Source organism: Ruegeria sp. BC8 (assembly GCF_056535705.1).
In genome coordinates this window covers 813051-830338 of record NZ_JBQFIV010000001.1, presented here as the reverse complement: position 1 = coordinate 830338, position 17288 = coordinate 813051, and the positions used below count along the sequence as shown (strand labels likewise).

Genomic DNA, 17288 nt, shown 5'->3' with positions numbered 1-17288 from the left:
TGAGGGCTGATAGATATGGCGCAGAAGAACGACAACCCTGCTGATCCGTTCAAGAAGGCTCTGGCCGAGGCGACCAAGGTCATGGCCGATGATCCCGAGTTGTCGGTAAGCTATTCCGTCGACCCGTCGGGCCTGTCCGGAGACTCGATGCGCCTGCCGCAGGTGTCACGTCGAATGACACGCGAAGAGGTTCTTTTGGCGCGGGGCACCGCAGATGCCCTCGCGCTGAACCGGCGCTACCATGACGATGCGACGCATGCGCGCTATGCGCCTCCCGGAGATATGGCGCGCGACCTCTATGAAGCGATGGAAACCGCCCGGTGCGAAGCGATGGGCGCCCGGGACATGCCCGGCACGGCTTCGAACATTGACGTCAAGATCGGCCACGAGGCGTTGCGGCGCGGCTATGACCAGTGCAAGCAACCCTCCGAGGCACCGCTTGCGGTGGCGGCGGGTTATCTGATCCGTCATCTGGCCACGGGGCGTGAATTGCCCGCTGCAGCCGAGAACGTCATGAACCTGTGGCGCGGGTTCATCGAGGAACAGGCCGGCGGTGTGTTGGAGAATCTCGACGAGGTGCTCTCGGATCAGGCCGAATTCGCCAAATTCGCCCGCCAGATGATCAAGGATCTGGGCTATGGCGACCAGTTGGGTGACGACCCGGACGAACTGGACGAAGATCAGGAAGATCAGGCCGAGGAAGACGCCGAAGAACAGCCCGATCCGGACAGCACCGGCCAGGACGACCAAGACGACCAGGACGCCGACGCGACGCCCGAGCAAACTCAGGAAGAGCAACAGGATCAGTCTCAGGCGCAGGTCTCGATGGACGAGATGGCCGATGACGAGATGGGTGAAGAAGCCGAGATGCCCGAGGGCGAAGCGCCTTTGGAGCCGCCCGCCCCACCGCCCGCCTCCGAGGCCGATCCGGACTACATGGTCTATCTGAACACGCATGACGAAGAGATTGCGGCCGAGGACCTTGCCGAACCCGCCGAACTGGAACGGCTGCGGGCCTATCTGGATCAGCAGCTCGAGCCGCTGAAGGGCGCTGTAAGCCGCTTGGCCAACAAGCTGCAGCGCCGCCTTCAGGCACAGCAGAACCGCAGTTGGGAGTTTGACCGCGAAGAGGGCATTCTGGATGCCGGTCGGCTGGCGCGGGTGGTGGCCAACCCCACGACACCGCTCAGCTTCAAGGTCGAGAAGGATACCGAGTTCCGCGACACCGTGGTGACGCTGTTGCTGGACAATTCTGGCTCGATGCGTGGACGGCCGATTTCCATTGCAGCGATCTGCGCCGATGTTTTGGCCCGCACGCTGGAACGGTGCAACGTGAAGGTCGAGATCTTGGGCTTCACGACGCGGGCATGGAAGGGTGGACAAGCGCGTGAGGCGTGGCTCAACGACGGCAGACCGCAGCAACCCGGCCGCCTGAATGACCTGCGCCACATCGTCTACAAGGGCGCCGACGCGCCTTGGCGCCGCGCACGGCCCAACCTTGGCCTGATGATGAAAGAAGGCCTGCTGAAGGAAAACATTGACGGCGAGGCGCTGGAATGGGCCCACCGCCGGATGCTGGCGCGTCGTGAACAGCGCAAGATCCTGATGGTGATCTCGGATGGCGCTCCGGTCGATGATTCAACACTCAGCGTGAACCCCGCCAACTACCTTGAGAAGCATCTGCGCGATGTCATCGCCATGGTCGAAAAGCGCAAGATGGTCGAGTTGCTGGCCATCGGCATCGGCCACGACGTCACCCGCTATTATGATCGCGCGGTCACGATTACCGATGTCGAACAGCTGGCAGGAGCGATGACCGAGCAATTGGCCGCGCTGTTCGACAGCGACCCGCGCGCGCGGGCCCGCGTGATGGGCATGAAAAAGGCCGGATGAGGCCGGTCTTGCCTCCAGCGAGAGCATTTAAAAGAAAGGTGAAGGCAGGCGATCAAGACCTGTAGTGAGCCGAAGGAGATGCAGATGTTCCAGTCTTTCGAAGTCACGGCGCGACCCGAACAGGGGCCGCCACGTTTGGCGGCGCTGCGCAAAGAATTGGAGCGCGAAGGACAGGATGGCTTCATCGTCCCGCGTGCCGACGCGCATCAGGGCGAATATGTGGCCGCCCGCGACGGGCGGCTGGCCTGGCTGACCGGATTCACTGGTTCTGCCGGGTTCTGCGCAGCGCTGCGAAACGTGGCCGGCGTATTTGTGGATGGTCGGTATCGCACTCAGGTCAAGGCGCAGGTGGCGCCCGATTTCACGCCGGTACCGTGGCCCGACGTAAGCCTTTCGGCGTGGTTGAAACAACAGTTGCCCGATGGAGGGCGGGTGGCGTTCGATCCGTGGCTGCATTCCGCCGGACAGATCACGGCAACCCGGGCCGAACTGCAGAATAGCGGGATCCAGTTGGTTCCGTCAGACAATCTTGTGGACCGCATCTGGTCCGACCAGCCACCACCGCCAATGAACCCGGTCAAGGTGCACCCGCTGGAATTTGCAGGCGAAAGCGCCGAAAGCAAGGTTTCGCGGCTGGCTTCGGTTCTGGCTCAGAACGGGAGGTCGGCTGCCGTCATCACGTTGCCGGATTCGATCATGTGGCTGCTGAACATCCGCGGGTCAGACATCCCATATAACCCGGTTGCGCATGGGTTTGCGATTTTGCAGGCCGACGGGCACGTGGACCTGTTCATGGCCGCAAAAAAGCTGAAGGGGATGGACGAGCATCTGGGGTCGCGCGTTTCGATCCGCGAACCCGACGCGTTCCTGAACGCTGTTGCGGCGCTTGAGGGCGCGGTGCAAGTGGACATGGGAACTCTGCCGCAAGCCGTTGCCGATGTGCTTGGCGACCGGGTTGTGGACGGTGGCGACCCCTGCGCACGCCCCAAGGCCTGCAAGAACGAAGCCGAAATTGCCGGCAGCGCCGCCGCGCATCTTCGTGACGCCGCCGCCGTCATCGAAACTCTGTGCTGGCTGGATGCCCAACCCCCCGGCAGCGTGACTGAAACGCAGGTGGTCACACAGCTGGAGGAGAACCGGCGGCGCGACAATGCGTTGCAGGATATCTCGTTCGACACCATTGCGGGCACCGGGCCAAACGGCGCCATCATGCACTACAGAGTGACCGAAGAAACCGACAGCCGGCTTGAGGACGGTCATATTCTGGTTCTGGACAGCGGCGGGCAGTATCTGGATGGTACCACGGACATCACCCGGACGATCCCCATCGGCACGGTGGGAGACGAGGAAAAAACCTGCTTTACCCGGGTTCTGAAGGGAATGATCGCGATGTCGCAACTGCGCTGGCCCGTTGGTCTGGCCGGTCGAGACATCGAGTGCATCGCCCGGGCACCTTTGTGGGCCGCAGGCCAGGATTTTAATCACGGCGTCGGCCACGGTGTCGGCGCATACCTGAGCGTTCACGAAGGGCCACAGCGCCTAGCGCGGGTCAGCCACGTTCCGCTCGAGCCCGGGATGATCCTGTCGAACGAACCGGGTTACTACCGCGAAGGTGCCTTCGGCATTCGGATTGAGAACCTGCTGGTTGTTGAGGAGGCCCCCGCCCTGCCCGGCGCAGACCCCGAGCGCGCGATGCTGTGCTGGCGGACACTGACATATGTCCCCATCGATCGACGCCTGATCGTCGTCGACATGCTGACCAGTGCCGAGCGTGATTGGTTGAACGCGTATCACCGGGACGTGGCGGAAAAAGTCCGGCCAAGACTGTCACATGCCGCGCAACTGTGGTTGGATGCCGCAACCGCGCCCTTGTGACACCCGTTTGTCACATACTGTGGGCATAGGCGAAGGCCTGACCACAACGAGGCCGCGACGACGAGGGAAGGAGCAGACATGACAGATTACATCAAGATCCGCAAAGCACCTGGCAAGTGGTGCGTCAGGTCCGGTGGCGCGATTCTGGGCGAAACGACCAACGCCCTGGAACTGTTGGAAGGCGATCTGGCCCCCGTCATCTACTTTCCGCGTGCAGACATCGCGATGGCCTTTCTGGACAAGACCGAAAAGTTGACCCATTGCCCGCACAAAGGCGATGCCACGCACTACTCGATCGTCAACAAGTCGAGCGTGACGCAGAACGCGGTCTGGAGCTATGAAGATCCGATACCCGCCGTTGCCCAAATCAAGGGCTACCTTGCGTTCTACCCGCTGGAGTCGGTGAAGGTCGAACAGATTTGAGGGCTGGACAAACCTGGCCCTCAACTACGTCTGTCAGAAACTGTAGCTGTATCCGAGAATGAGCGAGTGCGAAGAGTAGCGGCCATTCGCGAGATCTGTCGGGATGAACACTTGGGTCGTGGCGAAATCAAGATCGCCGGTCGTCTTGTAGCGGTACCCGATGTCAATGTTCCCGCGTTCCCCTACCTGAAAACGTCCGCCAAACCCCAATTGCCCCGCAATGACGGTGTCACTGTCATCGACCAGTGTCACGCCAGCACCGGACTGACCGTCGTGGGACACGCGCGCAAACCCGAGCCCGCCACCAACATAGGGCTTGAACCTGCCCTGTACCGGGACGTCATACCAAAGATTTGCCATCCCGAAGGTCGCATCAAAGCTTCCGTCATACTGAGTAAACGGGCGACCGATTTCCTTGGTATCATTCGAAGCATATGAAAGTTCGATCTCGGCCCGCAGATTCGGTGCGACACGCAGTCCCATGGCCAGACCGTAGGTTACGCCATTGTCGGTTGTGATGGTGCCTTGGCCAACCACGACCGAAGGAACTGTCTGGAAAAAATCAAAATCATAGTCGCCCATATCGGTGATACCGAGAAAGCCGGTCACGTACGGAGCATCCTGCGCCCGTGCGGGGACAGCACCAATCATCGAAACCGCAACCACCACAGTCAGCAAGGAAATCCGTTCAAAAGACATGTTCAAACCTCCATAAAAGTGACTATCAAGGATAATTCTTCAATCAGGCTAGAATGTTCTCACCTTTTGACAAGGTGTCAAAATCAAAGAGAAACTCTCAGTGGCTGGCCTGCCACTGCTTCGTCATGAGTGTTCCTCGGCCGCTGTTGCGGCCAGTGCACGGTTGTACGCCTTCAATGCGTCCACGTGGTACAAGGCTCCGACCGGGTTTTCGACCCCGTCGTCATCCCGAACAACCACCGGGAGCCAGGTGACTCCGTCTCGATCGAAATACGGCATTGCCGCCTCGAGGGTTGCGCTGGCCCGGACGCACAGGCCCTGCTCGATCATCTCCTGAACCTCCTCCCTGCTTGCCGTATTCGGATCTCCCAGCGGGCGCATCACGGCCCCGGCGCGCAGCATCGCCAGCAAATAAGCCTGTGGCCCGGCGGCCAAATGCACCCCGCGGCGCTCGAGCTGGGTCAGGAAGAAGGACCGGTCCACAAGGCGCGAGGCCAACGCCGTTGACATGGACACCGAGACCATCACGGCAAGGCCGATCTGCCAGTCTCCGGTCAGTTCGAACACAATCAACGTGGTCGAGATCGGAGCGCCCAGAACCGCCGCCGCAACAGCACCCATGCCGGCAAAAGCATATAGCGTATGCGTGCCCGACACGCTTGGCAGAAGGCCTGTGGCGATCAGGCCAAAGGCAAGGCCGGTCAGCGCGCCGATCATCAACGACGGAGAAAATACCCCGCCGCCCATACGACCACCCATGGTTATGGCCACTGCCACGGTTTTCATCACTGCAAACAGGATGGCCGTGGTCAGCACCAGATCTCCGGTCAGGGCACGGATGGTCGTCTCGTATCCGACGCCGATGATATGCGGAAACCACACCGCCAGCACGCCCAGCATCGCGCCGGACACGGCGGGTCGCAGCCAGCGCGGCAGCGACAGGCGCGCCTGCACGTGATTGCCGAAATCTTCGGCAAAAAAGATCGACCGCATCAGCAACAGCGAGACCAGCCCGCAGATCAGCCCAAGGATCAGAAAGGCCGGAAGTTCGACGTAGAATTGCAGTGATCCGGGCGTGTCCAGGACAAACTCGGTCACATCGCCATATGCCAGCCGGTTGATGACGGTGCCGGCCACCGACGCAATCACGATCGGTGCGAATGCGTGGACTGCAAAATGGCGCAGCACGACTTCCAGCGCGAACAGCGCCCCGGCGATCGGGGCATTGAAGCTGGCCGATACAGCGGCGGCCACCGCGCAGCCCAGCAGGTCGCGGCCGGTTATTCCATCCGCGTTGATACGCTGGCATACCCAGGTCGAAATCACGCCGGCCATGTGCACGACAGGTCCTTCGCGGCCCGTCGACCCGCCCGTGCTGAGCGTGATCAGCGAGGCGAAAAACGACGCGACCCCTGCTTTGGTTTCGACCCGGCCATCGCTGATCGCGGATCCTTCGATCACATCGGCGACAGACCGAACTCTCCCGTCATCGGTAAAGCGGTGCAGGATGATTCCGACGACCAGCCCTCCGACCGTGGGGATCGCCAAAATCCAGGCCCAGTGCAGTTTCTCGGCAAAGCTGTGCAGAAACAGGATGTCATCGGTCTGATAGACCAGCGCTTGCAGAGCCGCGATCCCCTTGCGAAACCCCAAAGCCATGAAACCCGCCGTGATCCCGATCACCAGCGCGATGAACCAGAACTGGATCTGGCTTGGCCCGCGGTGCCGCAGCACCCGCCACGCGTCCTTGAGCGCGGCCAGGGCCTGGTTGAGCTGAGTGCGCAGGACGGTTCGGGTTGATTGTGTCATGGGGCTTTGCGGATAAACAGGTATCCCTTACTAAGCCACGCCGGGCGCTTAGAAAAGTCGGCTGACAAGATATTGAAGGCAAGTGTCGCCGCCCGGCTGCATCAGGCTTGCAACAACGAACGGGCGGCCGCGCGGGCTTCATCCGTGATGACGTCGCCCGAGACCATGCGTGCGATCTCGTCGATCCGGTCCGGTTCGGACAGCGGCAGGACAGTGGACAGGGTCTGCCCGTCGGTCACGTGCTTCTGAACCCGCCAGTGATGCGCCGCGCGGGCCGCGACCTGCGGAGAATGGGTTACCACCAGCACCTGCCCGCCCTGCGCCAGCGCAGCAAGCCTGCGGCCCACGGCGTCCGCGGTGGCGCCACCCACCCCGCGGTCGATTTCGTCAAAGATCATTGTCCGGGTGCTGTCATCGCCCGACAGGCACACCTTGAGCGCCAGCAGAAAGCGGCTGAGCTCCCCGCCCGAGGCGATTTTGTTCAGCGGGCCCGACGGGGCGCCCGGGTTGGTGGCCACGGTAAAGGCCACGGCGTCCTGCCCCTCGGGTCCGGGGTCGGCGGGCGTGATCTGGGTCTGGAACACCGCACGCTCCATCTTGAGCGGCGCAAGCTCGGCCATCACCGCCGCGTCCAACCGGCCGGCAGCCTCGCACCGCAGGGCGCTGAGCGCCTCGGCGGCCGCGTTATAGGTGGCCTGCGCGGCCTGCACCGCAACACGGCGGTCGGCCAGGTCGGCGTCACCGGCCTCAAGCTGGCCCAGCCGGGCGCGCAGCGTGTCGGCGTAACCGCTCAGGTCATCGGGGGCCACGTCATGTTTGCGGGCCAGCGCTCGGATGGCGAATAGACGTTCCTCGGTCTGCTCCAACTCGGCCGGGTTGAAGTCCAGCGCCTCGAGGCAGGCGGTCACGCCGTCCTGCGCCTCGCCCAGTTCAATCAGGGCGCGCCCCAGGGCGGCGATCGGCTCGTCCAGTTGGCCCTCGGCCCGGTCGGCGACACCTTCCAGCCAGCGCACGGCATCCGCCATCGCACCTTCGGCCCCGTCACCGCCCAGCAGGGCAAAGGCACGGGCCACGTCGTCGCGGATGCGCTCGGCCCCCTGCATCATCCGGCGGCGCGCGTCGAGTTCGGCGTCCTCGCCCGGCTGCGGATCAAGCTTGTCGAGTTCGGCCACGGAGTGCCGCAGAAATTCCTCTTCGCTGCGCACGGCGGCCACGGCGGCCTCGGTCTCGGCCAGGGCCTTGCGGGCCCGCGCCATCTCGGTCCAGGTGGCGCGCACGGCGGTCAATTGCGGCTCGGACCCCGCATAGGCGTCCAGCATGGCGCGATGACCGCGCGGATTCAGCAGGCCGCGGTCATCATGCTGGCCGTGCAGTTCGACCAAGGTTTCCGACAGCGCGCGCAGCACCTCGCCCGAGCATCGGCGGTCGTTGACCCAGGCAGTCTTGCGCCCCTCGGCAGTGTTGACGCGGCGCAAGATCAGCTCCGACCCGCCGGGCAATCCAGCCTCGGCCAGGATCGCATGGGCGGGATGGTCCTCGGGCAGTTCGAACTCGGCCACGACCTCGCCCTGCGCGGCCCCCTGCCGGACCAGTTCGGCCCGACCGCGCCAGCCCAGCACAAATCCCAGCGAGTCGAGCAGGATCGACTTGCCCGCCCCCGTCTCGCCGGTCAGCGCGTTCAAGCCCGGCTGAAAGGTCAATTCCAGCCGGTCGATGATCAGCATATCGCGGATATCAAGGGCGCGCAGCATCGGGTCGTCAGCGTCCCAAGCCTGTGACCATGGCGATTACAACCACTGGCCCTTGATGGTCTGGCGGTAGATCGTGCTGAGCCAGTTGTTGCCGCGGCTCTTGAGTTCGAGCCCACGCGAGGTCAGCAGCTTGTAAGCCGCGTCGTACCATTCAGACGACTGGTAGTTGTAGCCCAGAATCGCGCCGGCCGATTGAGCCTCGTCGACCAGACCCAAGGCCAGATAAGCCTCGACCAAGCGGTACAGCGCCTCGGCTGTATGGCTGGTGGTTTGGAAATCCTCGACCACGACACGGAAACGGTTGATGGCCGCAGTATAGTGATCCTGACGCAGGTAATAGCGCCCAATCTCCATTTCCTTGCCCGCCAAATGGTCGAAGGCCAGATCGAATTTCAGCACCGCCGAGGTGGCGTATTCGCTGTCGGGATAAACCTCGATAACAGTGCGCAGCGCCTGCAACGCCTGGAAGGTCAGGCCCTGGTCGCGGCCGACCTCGTCGATCTGGTCATAATAGCTGAGCGCCAGAAGGTATTGCGCATAAGCTGCGTCTTCGTCGGTTGGGTAGAAGTCGATATACCGCTGCGCGGCGGCGCGGCTTTCTTCATACTCCTTGTCCGAGTGGAACGCGAAAGCCTGCATGATCAGTGACCGCTTGGCCCAGTCGGAATAAGGATAAAGCCGTTCGACTTCGGAAAAGTACCAGGCCGCATCTGCGGGACGATTCTGCGCAAGCTCGTATTCGCCACGGGTGTAGATCTGCTCGGGCGTAAAGCCTTCAAGGTTCTGGGACTTGTCAGCGCCCTTGTTGCCAAACAGGCCGCCCGCGTTGCCGCAGGCCGTCAAAGTAGCTGCCAGAAGAATCGCGCCCGCAAGCCTGACTGCCGCTTTGGTGCCAACCATACCGCCCATCCTAGTCGTCTTGTCTCTTTGGGTAACCCCGGATTGAGCTTTGGTCTAGCACATAAAATTCCGGTGCAAAACGCCTTATCGGCCCCACGACCGATTTGTCGCCGGGCCGTGCCGGATCAGGCAACTTCGGGGATTTCGTCCCAGACCAACCCCTGCCCGGGAAGTTGTGCGGCTTGCTCAGGCGTGCACAGCACCGGACGCACGGCGCCAGGCGTCTCGAACAGCTTGCGCAGCAATGTGTTGGTCATGGCATGGCCGGATTTCTCGCCGACGAAATGACCAAAGATCGGGCCGCCGGCCAGATACAGGTCTCCCAACGCGTCCAGCATTTTGTGGCGCACGGCTTCATCCTGGTGACGGAAGCCACCCGGTGTCAGCACCTCGGCCCCTTGAACAACAACCGCATTCTCCAGTGTGCCGCCCAAGGCCAGACCGTTTTCGCGCATCGCCTCGACATCGGTTCGGCGGCAGAAGGTCCGGCAGTCGGACAGTTCCCGAGCAAACGACCCGTTGCGCATATCCAGGATCTTCGATTGGCTGCCGATCGCAGTGTCTTCGAAATCAATGTGGAACTCGATGATCAAACCGTCTGCCGGCCGGATCGAGGCACGGGCACCTTCCCGCTCGGCCACGACCGGCTTGAGAACCTCATACGCCAGAACCGGGCTGGCCTGGCGGCGAACGCCTTTGGCGATGATACCGCGCACGAAGTCGATCGACGAACCGTCCATGATGGGAACTTCGGGACCATCAATCTCGATCAATGCGTTGTGGATCCCGCACCCTGCCAGCGCGGCCATGATATGCTCGACGGTTGACACCGAAACGCCTGCGTCATTGACCAGGCGCGTACACAGTTGAGTTCTTTCGACCACATCGTAGATGGCCGGGATCAACGCGTTGCCCAGTTCGATATCGGTCCGCTTGAACCAGATCCCGTGACCGGCTGCTGCCGGTTTCAGAACCATCGTCGCGGGCTTGCCACTGTGCAGGCCCACGCCTTTGAACGTGATCGAAGATTTGAGCGTCTGTTGCAAATTGAACCTCGGTGAGCGGTGTCCAGCCTTTTTCGGCTGTGTTGCACCCTCAGTTAAGGAAGCGCGGGTCAAGGCTCAACTCACTCTTTGTAACTGAATGAAACAGTTCTGCAACAGATCGGCAAAACCCTGCTTACTGGCACTTAAACGTTTGCATCAAAAGGAAAAAGGGCCGCCTTTCGGCGACCCCGTGAGTGGATATTGTTACCGCGATCAGTTGGCCTGACGGCGCAGGAAAGCCGGAATTTCGATACGCTCCTGCTCGGGATCGACCTCTTCATGCGAGGGTGCCGTGGCGTCAGTCTGGCGCATCGCAGGCTGTTGCCGGGCCGGTTGAGCGGGGGTATCCGGGGCGTGCCCAGTCATCCGGTCGATCAAACGGTTGAACCCGAACCGCGGCCGTTCCTCGGCGGCGGGCTGGCGCTGCGGCGCCGGTTCCTGCGGGCGCGACGCGGTCAGACGCTGGGCCGAAGTCGGTACGTTCTGAACAGCTGCCTGCAGCCGTTCCAGCGCGGCAGGCGAAGGCGTTCCAGGGGTATGCGGCACCTGTTGCGGCTGATAGCTTTCCGCCGGGCGTTCGACCGGCTCGGGCTGCGGATCGAACTCGGCGCTGCGCGGCTGATAGGCCGGGGGAGGCAGCCCGTCGTCATCGTCCTCGACAGCCTCATCCGCGCCTTGACCGAATTGCAAAGTCGTGTGCGAAGGCTCTTCGGCCGCTTCAAACAGAGACGGTTCGCGCGGAGCTTCGGGCTGCGGGGCCGGTTCAGCAACCTCCGCCGCGACCGGAGCCGGCTGTGCTGCCTCTTCTTCCGCCGATACGGTACGGGTCAGAGGAGCGGACATGGACCGGCGCGGAGCCGGCGCCTCGGAGCCGCTTTCGCTGGCATCGATGCCGGTTGCCACGACCGAGACGCGCATCTTGCCTTCCATCTCGGGATCCAGCGTCGAGCCGACGATGATGTTGGCCTCGGGGTCCACTTCCTCGCGGATGCGGTTGGCGGCCTCGTCCAGTTCGAACAGAGTCAGGTCATGGCTGCCAGTGATGTTGATCAATACGCCCTTGGCGCCCTTGAGGCTGATTTCGTCCAGCAGCGGGTTGGCGATGGCCTTTTCCGCGGCCTGGATGGCGCGATCTTCGCCCTCGGCCTCGCCGGTACCCATCATGGCCTTGCCCATCTCGTCCATCACCGCGCGGACGTCGGCGAAGTCGAGGTTGATCAGGCCCGGACGCACCATCAGGTCGGTTACGCCCTTGACGCCCTGGTACAGCACGTCATCGGCCATCGAGAAGGCCTCGGTGAACGTGGTCTTTTCGTTGGCCAGACGGAACAGGTTCTGGTTCGGGATGATGATCAGCGTGTCGACGACCTTCTGCAGCGCCTCGACACCGTCCTCGGCCTGACGCATGCGCTTGGCGCCTTCGAACTGGAACGGTTTGGTCACCACGCCCACGGTCAGCACACCCAGTTCACGCGCAGCCTGCGCGATGATCGGAGCGGCGCCGGTGCCGGTGCCCCCGCCCATGCCGGCGGTGATGAAGCACATATGCGCGCCGGCCAAGTGATCGACGATCTGTTCGATGCTTTCTTCGGCGGCGGCGGCGCCGACCGATGCGCGGGCGCCTGCGCCCAGCCCTTCGGTCACCTTGATGCCCAGCTGCACCCGCGCCGACGAGCGGCTTTGCTGCAGTGCCTGCGCGTCCGTGTTGGCTACCACGAAGTCAACGCCGTCGAGTTGTTTTTCAATCATGTTGTTGACGGCGTTTCCACCTGCACCGCCTACGCCAAATACCGTAATCCGAGGCTTGAGTTCGTCGTGCCCGGGCATCGAAAGATTCAATGTCATGCTCTGTCCGCCTGTATTTATGATCCCGCAAAGCGGTGTTTTTCTTGCCTATCCGCTTGTGATTCTACCTTTCCAAACGTCAAACGTCACGCCAAAAATCGCGTGAATCCACAAAATATGGAAGAAATAAGGCGGTTTTTCGCGGCATTTCGCCCGACTGCGCAAATCTAGCGGTTCAGGGCGGACAGACCACCACACACGCGAAAACCCCCAACCTGATTTGGCGGGTGCGATGCTGGACATCCTGTTCAAACTGCGGCTGACTGCTCGGGTCCTGCCGACGAGCCTCTGACGGGCCTTGTCGATATTCTGAGGGATAAATCCCTGCACCGCAACCTGAATTTTCAGCTGATGGGAACGGAAGGACAATCCAGGCCGTCGTCCGAAAACCCGCTGACTTCCTGGATTTCGCCATCCCCCAGCCGCGCGATCCTGACCAGCAACCGCCCATCATGCTCGAATGGCCACCAGCATACCGGGCCGGGCTCGGTGTCATAGAGGAAGCACAGCTTGCCGTCCGGCGTCGTGATCTGGCCATAGACGCAGCCCTCGCCCTCTCGCCGCCAGACCGAGCGGGTTGGGCTGAGGAACTCCTCGGTGCCCACAAGCATACCGCTGGTCAATTCGTGGAACGTGACGGTTTTCCCGACCACCGCGTCCAGGAATGCTTCGGGCGAGATACGGGTCTGCGCGACAGCCGCAGCCGGAACCCAGGCTGCGCAAAACACCGCAGCCCGGAGCAGGAACCTACCAGTTGTCACGGAACCAGCGCACGGCACGCTTGAACGGCCGTGCTGCGTAGGTATCGACTGGGATTTCAAAGTCCCACCATTCGTCCTGCGGATGCGCCGCGAACAGCGCAAGACCGACCGCCGACGAGAACCCCGGGCCTGTCGCAGATTGCGGCAACCCATGCACACGCAGCGGTCGGCCCAGACGCACCCGCTGACCCAATATGCGGCTGGCCAGCCCATCCAGACCTGGGATCTGACTGGCTCCACCGGTCAAAACGATCTGTTGGCTTGGCATATGTTCGAACCCTGCAGCGTCCAGCCGAACACGGACTTCCTCGAGGATTTCCTCGACGCGCGGTCGCATGATGCCGATCAACTCGGCACGGCTGACGGTACGCCGGTCGTGTTCCCAATCCCCGGTGTCGCCGCCAATGTCGATCATGTCGCGGTCATCGGCTCCGGTGGCGTGAACCCCGCCATTGAAGGTCTTGATCCGCTCGGCAACCGAGGCGGACACACCAAGCCCCATCGAAATGTCACTGGTGACGTGATCCCCGCCCATGCGGACACTGTCGGCATAGATCATGTGCTTTTTGATGAAGATCGAAACGCCGGTGGACCCACCGCCCATGTCGATACAGGCCGCCCCAAGTTCCTGTTCGTCTTCTACCAGCGCAGAAATCCCCGACACATAGGCCGAGTTCGCGATGCCGGCCAATTCCAGGTCGCACCGCTTGACGCAACGAACGATGTTCTGAATCGCCACCGCATCGACCGTCAACATGTGCATGTCGACCGCAAGCGTCTGACCCATCTGCCCCCGCGGGTCGATCAAGCCAGATCGGTTGTCCAGAGCGAAGTTCACAGGTTGTGCATGCAGAACCTCGCGCCCTGCCCCATAATCCGGGACATCGCAGGCGTTCAGGACACGACCGATCTCGGCCTCGGTCACCAGCTGACCGTCCAGATCCACCTGCGCATCCAGCCCATAAGACCGAGGGTTTGCCCCCGAGAAACAGGCGATCACATGGTCTACCCGGATATCGGCCATCTTCTGAGCGGCCTGCAGCGCGGTGCGGATGGCGCGCTCGGTTTCCTGCATGGCCGTGATCTCACCAAAGCGCACCCCGCGCGATCGGGTCGTCGCCGCACCGATCACCCGGAACCCGGTCTGCCCGGCCATGGACCCGATCGAGTTGTCCTCGCTGAGCCGCGCCGACCCATCAAACCGCAGCACAAGACAGGCGATCTTGGAACTTCCGACATCCAGGATTGCAACGACACCGCGTTGCATGGCCTGTCTGCGCATCTGGCGCATTGCGCGTTGAGACTGATAGAGATCCGTCATCATCGTATTACTGCCCGTTACCCATAGTCACTTTTGTATTCCACCAGTCTGCGCTGGCGGCTTCTGTCATCCGAATGGTCGGCCGCGCCCCTATGCGCATATCGACCACGGCAACATCCCGTTCCAAAAGGTCCTGCACCTCGTTCACCGCCAGTACACGCTCGAGCGCGCGCACCGGACGTTCCGTCGGCAACATGACCCGTTGGCCTCGGTCCAGAACCAGGTCCCAGCGCCGCTCGCCGACGCGGACCAGACCGCGCACCCGGCTGCCCAGGCTGCGCGCAGTGGCCAGAAGCTCCAGTGCCTCGGCCACATGCTGATCTGCACCCTGACCGGCAATCAGCGGAAGATCGGAGCGCTCGGTCCGAGCCGCGATCTCGGCCACGTGGGTGCCCGTTTCGTCCAACAGCTGGATGCCTTCACGGGTGCGCCAGACGATCACGGGCTGACGTTCGACAACATCGACCTGCAGAATGCCGCCCGGACGGATCCGCACGGTTGCCGATTTGACCGGGTCCAAGCCGGTGATCGTGTCCCGGATCTGCTCGACATCCAGATCCCAGGAGCTGAGCGGGAAGTCCAAAGGCACGACTTCGCGGATGTCGTCAGCAAGGCCGGCCCCCGCCCCGTCGATCGCCATGAGCTTGACCATGAATTCAGGACGCTCCTGGAACGACGTGATCAAGTTGTCCACCTGCGCCCGAACCGCTTCTCGCCGCTCTTCGGCCGCGAAGTAGAGCCCAACCGTGGCCACGACCGCGCAGAGCGGCACTCCGATCTTGACCCCCAGCCGGATTCCCGGCGTCAGCATCCATCGCTGGAACCGATAACTAAACCGCGACGGTGCCGGGTCCGCACGGCCCTTGCCACGGCGGAAGAACCGACAACCGCGCAACCGCAATTTGGGCTCAGCACGGACGGCGTCGGCGTCCGCAGACTGAAACTCGGCATCAGGGCCGGACAGAGGCTTGGTGCGGTGGATCACCGGCGCACGAGTGGCGGTCAGCGGTCGCATGAGGCGTCCTCGACCATCCAGGCGCAGAGCTGACCGAAGGTCATGCCCAGATGCGCGGCTTGTTCAGGCACCAGCGAGGTGGGGGTCATACCCGGCTGGGTGTTGGTCTCCAGCAGGAACAGGCCCTCTTCGCCCCGGGCCTCGTCCCAGCGGTAATCGGTACGGCTGACGCCCCGGCACCCCAGAACCTGGTGGGCGCGCAGGGCATAATCCATGCATAGCTCGAAGATCCGCGGCGGAATGTCGGCAGGCAGCACGTGGCGCGATCCGCCGGGCTTGTATTTGGCGTCGTAGTCATACCAGCCGTCGGTCAGTATCTCGGTCACGGTCAGGGCGCGGTCGCCCATCACGGTTACCGTCAGCTCGCGCCCGGCGACGTATTGTTCGACCATGACCTGTTCGGGCATGTCATCCGACAGCTGCGGCGGGCCGTTCGACCCTTCGAACACCAGATAGATCCCGACGCTCGAGCCTTCGTTGTTGGGCTTGACCACATATGGCGCGGGCATGACGTGCCCCGCCATCACGTCCGATTTCGGAACGATCGCGCTGTCGGCCACAGGCAGGCCGGCCGCGCGAAAAACCTCTTTGCTGCGTTGCTTGTCCATGGCCAGCGCCGAGGCCAACACGCCGGAATGCGTGTAGGGCATTCGCAGCCACTCCAGCAGACCCTGCACGCAACCGTCCTCGCCCCAGCGGCCATGCAACGCGTTGAAGACCACGTCGGGTTTGATGTCCTGCAAACGCGCACAAAGGTCTGGACCGGCGTCCAGTTCGACGACCTCGATCCCTTCTCCCACAAGGGCGGCTGCGCATTCGCGCCCGCTGCTGAGAGACACCTCGCGCTCCGCCGAGGGGCCACCCATCAATACCGCCACTTTGGGGTTTGTCCTGCTCGACCTACCCACGTTCGTGCGCCTCAATGTCCCCGGACCTTATCTGGTGGTCCGTATTTCATTATGCCTTTGATCCGTCGCCTGAATTTGCCTGTTTTGGTCTGACGGTCGGGGCTTTAATCTGTCAGCGGATCACCGACCCGCATGATTTCCCACTCTAGCGTGATCCCGCTTGTTTCGTAAACCTTTTTTCGCACCTCTTCGCCCAGCCCTTCGAGGTCGGCGGCGGTGGCGTTTCCAGTGTTGATCAGGAAATTCGAATGCTTGTGGCTCATCTGTGCGCCCCCGCGCCGGGCGCCGCGCATTCCGGCGTCGTCGATCACCTTCCAGGCCTTCAGGTCGTGCACATCGTCTGCCCGCCCGGTCGAGGAAAACCCGGCCGGATTGCGGAAGGTCGACCCGGCGCTGCGGTCCTTGGTGGGCTGGGTCTCGTCTCGCTTTTTCAGCTGCGCCTCCATCCGGGCGTGCAGGTCGGCCGGGTCACCCGCCGGGCCCTGGAACGTGGCCGACACCAGCACCGCACCCTCGGGCAGGTCGGACTGGCGATAGCGGAAGTTCAGATCGGCTGGTTTCAACTCGACCACCTCGCCCTGCCGGGTGACGATCGTAGCCGATTTCAGAACATCCGCCGTGTAGCTGCCATAGCAGCCGGCGTTCATCCGCACGGCCCCACCGATGGAACCCGGAATCGTCCGCAGAAAGGTGAGGTCCACCCCCGCATCCGCCGCTTTGCGCGCCACATGCGCATCCAGCGCGGCTGCCCCCACGGTGACGGTGGTGCCGTCGACCGCGATGCCGTTGAAGCCGCGCCCCAGCCGGATCACAACGGCCCGCAAGCCCCCGTCGCGCACGATCAGGTTCGAGCCGACGCCCATGGGAAACACCGGCACCTCGGCCGGAAGGTCGCGCAGGAAAGCCTGCAAATCCTCAAGGTCAGCCGGCTGAAACAGATAATCCGCCGGGCCGCCGACACGCAGCCACGTGAGGTCGTTCAGTGGTCGGTTCGGCGTCAGACGGCCTTGAGGCGTTGGCAAAGTGGTCATTGAGGCTAGAT

14 protein-coding genes are annotated in these 17288 nt (G+C 62.7%); 3 read left to right on the top strand and 11 right to left on the bottom strand.

Annotated features, from left to right (window positions below):
• The first annotated feature begins 15 nt into the window (after positions 1 to 15).
• From cobT to ACR3EK_RS04340, 3 genes are all read left to right on the top strand, one after another.
• The gene (cobT, locus tag ACR3EK_RS04350) at positions 16 to 1893 is read left to right on the top strand and encodes a cobaltochelatase subunit CobT (protein WP_480632769.1); all 1878 of its coding nucleotides are present in this window, start codon (positions 16 to 18) and stop codon (positions 1891 to 1893) included.
• A gap of 84 nt (positions 1894 to 1977) precedes the next feature.
• On the top strand, positions 1978 to 3768 hold the full coding sequence (locus tag ACR3EK_RS04345) for an aminopeptidase P family protein (protein ID WP_480632768.1): 1791 nt from the start codon (positions 1978 to 1980) through the stop codon (positions 3766 to 3768).
• A 78-nt stretch (positions 3769 to 3846) separates the two neighbouring features.
• Positions 3847 to 4191: a DUF427 domain-containing protein gene (locus ACR3EK_RS04340; RefSeq protein WP_170357298.1), complete on the top strand. Its 345-nt coding sequence runs from the start codon at positions 3847 to 3849 to the stop codon at positions 4189 to 4191.
• A 33-nt stretch (positions 4192 to 4224) separates the two neighbouring features.
• Here the strand turns inward: ACR3EK_RS04340 and ACR3EK_RS04335 are convergent, their stop codons facing one another.
• The 11 genes from ACR3EK_RS04335 to murB all read right to left on the bottom strand — a co-directional run bounded on the left by ACR3EK_RS04335 (position 4225) and on the right by murB (position 17277).
• Positions 4225 to 4890, bottom strand: a complete 666-nt coding sequence (locus ACR3EK_RS04335) for an outer membrane protein (RefSeq protein WP_480632767.1) — start codon at positions 4888 to 4890, stop codon at positions 4225 to 4227.
• A 123-nt stretch (positions 4891 to 5013) separates the two neighbouring features.
• The gene (locus tag ACR3EK_RS04330) at positions 5014 to 6699 is read right to left on the bottom strand and encodes a chloride channel protein (protein WP_170364553.1); all 1686 of its coding nucleotides are present in this window, start codon (positions 6697 to 6699) and stop codon (positions 5014 to 5016) included.
• Between the two features lie 101 nt (positions 6700 to 6800).
• Positions 6801 to 8450, bottom strand: a complete 1650-nt coding sequence (gene recN, locus ACR3EK_RS04325) for a DNA repair protein RecN (RefSeq protein WP_480632766.1) — start codon at positions 8448 to 8450, stop codon at positions 6801 to 6803.
• Between the two features lie 36 nt (positions 8451 to 8486).
• Complete coding sequence (locus ACR3EK_RS04320) at positions 8487 to 9350, bottom strand: outer membrane protein assembly factor BamD (protein WP_170340921.1); 864 nt, start codon at positions 9348 to 9350, stop codon at positions 8487 to 8489.
• Between the two features lie 125 nt (positions 9351 to 9475).
• Positions 9476 to 10396: a UDP-3-O-acyl-N-acetylglucosamine deacetylase gene (gene lpxC / locus ACR3EK_RS04315; RefSeq protein WP_093964852.1), complete on the bottom strand. Its 921-nt coding sequence runs from the start codon at positions 10394 to 10396 to the stop codon at positions 9476 to 9478.
• A 213-nt stretch (positions 10397 to 10609) separates the two neighbouring features.
• The gene (gene ftsZ / locus ACR3EK_RS04310) at positions 10610 to 12241 is read right to left on the bottom strand and encodes a cell division protein FtsZ (protein WP_170368145.1); all 1632 of its coding nucleotides are present in this window, start codon (positions 12239 to 12241) and stop codon (positions 10610 to 10612) included.
• A 344-nt stretch (positions 12242 to 12585) separates the two neighbouring features.
• Positions 12586 to 12969 (bottom strand): hypothetical protein, encoded by a 384-nt coding sequence (locus tag ACR3EK_RS04305; RefSeq protein ID WP_260065228.1) that lies wholly within the window; start codon positions 12967 to 12969, stop codon positions 12586 to 12588.
• A gap of 19 nt (positions 12970 to 12988) precedes the next feature.
• A complete protein-coding gene (gene ftsA, locus ACR3EK_RS04300) occupies positions 12989 to 14323 on the bottom strand; it encodes a cell division protein FtsA (RefSeq protein WP_093964849.1) in 1335 nt (444 codons plus the stop codon).
• Positions 14324 to 14330: 7 nt separating this feature from the next.
• Complete coding sequence (locus tag ACR3EK_RS04295; RefSeq protein ID WP_480632765.1) at positions 14331 to 15338, bottom strand: cell division protein FtsQ/DivIB; 1008 nt, start codon at positions 15336 to 15338, stop codon at positions 14331 to 14333.
• Positions 15326 to 16246: a D-alanine--D-alanine ligase gene (locus ACR3EK_RS04290; protein ID WP_170357290.1), complete on the bottom strand. Its 921-nt coding sequence runs from the start codon at positions 16244 to 16246 to the stop codon at positions 15326 to 15328. The genes ACR3EK_RS04295 and ACR3EK_RS04290 overlap by 13 nt, the downstream gene beginning before the upstream one ends.
• A 104-nt stretch (positions 16247 to 16350) precedes the next feature.
• Positions 16351 to 17277 carry a UDP-N-acetylmuramate dehydrogenase gene (gene murB / locus ACR3EK_RS04285; RefSeq protein ID WP_480632764.1) on the bottom strand — a complete coding sequence of 309 codons (927 nt, stop codon included), beginning with the start codon at positions 17275 to 17277 and terminating at the stop codon, positions 16351 to 16353.
• Positions 17278 to 17288: the final 11 nt, after the last annotated feature.

Coding starts and splice junctions, on each gene's coding strand:
- cobT (WP_480632769.1), top strand. CDS start 16: ATGGCGCAGAAGAACGACAACCCTGCTGATCCGTTCAAGAAGGCTCTG.
- ACR3EK_RS04345 (WP_480632768.1), top strand. CDS start 1,978: ATGTTCCAGTCTTTCGAAGTCACGGCGCGACCCGAACAGGGGCCGCCA.
- ACR3EK_RS04340 (WP_170357298.1), top strand. CDS start 3,847: ATGACAGATTACATCAAGATCCGCAAAGCACCTGGCAAGTGGTGCGTC.
- ACR3EK_RS04335 (WP_480632767.1), bottom strand. CDS start 4,890: ATGTCTTTTGAACGGATTTCCTTGCTGACTGTGGTGGTTGCGGTTTCG.
- ACR3EK_RS04330 (WP_170364553.1), bottom strand. CDS start 6,699: ATGACACAATCAACCCGAACCGTCCTGCGCACTCAGCTCAACCAGGCC.
- recN (WP_480632766.1), bottom strand. CDS start 8,450: ATGCTGCGCGCCCTTGATATCCGCGATATGCTGATCATCGACCGGCTG.
- ACR3EK_RS04320 (WP_170340921.1), bottom strand. CDS start 9,350: ATGGTTGGCACCAAAGCGGCAGTCAGGCTTGCGGGCGCGATTCTTCTG.
- ftsZ (WP_170368145.1), bottom strand. CDS start 12,241: ATGACATTGAATCTTTCGATGCCCGGGCACGACGAACTCAAGCCTCGG.
- ftsA (WP_093964849.1), bottom strand. CDS start 14,323: ATGACGGATCTCTATCAGTCTCAACGCGCAATGCGCCAGATGCGCAGA.
- ACR3EK_RS04295 (WP_480632765.1), bottom strand. CDS start 15,338: ATGCGACCGCTGACCGCCACTCGTGCGCCGGTGATCCACCGCACCAAG.
- murB (WP_480632764.1), bottom strand. CDS start 17,277: ATGACCACTTTGCCAACGCCTCAAGGCCGTCTGACGCCGAACCGACCA.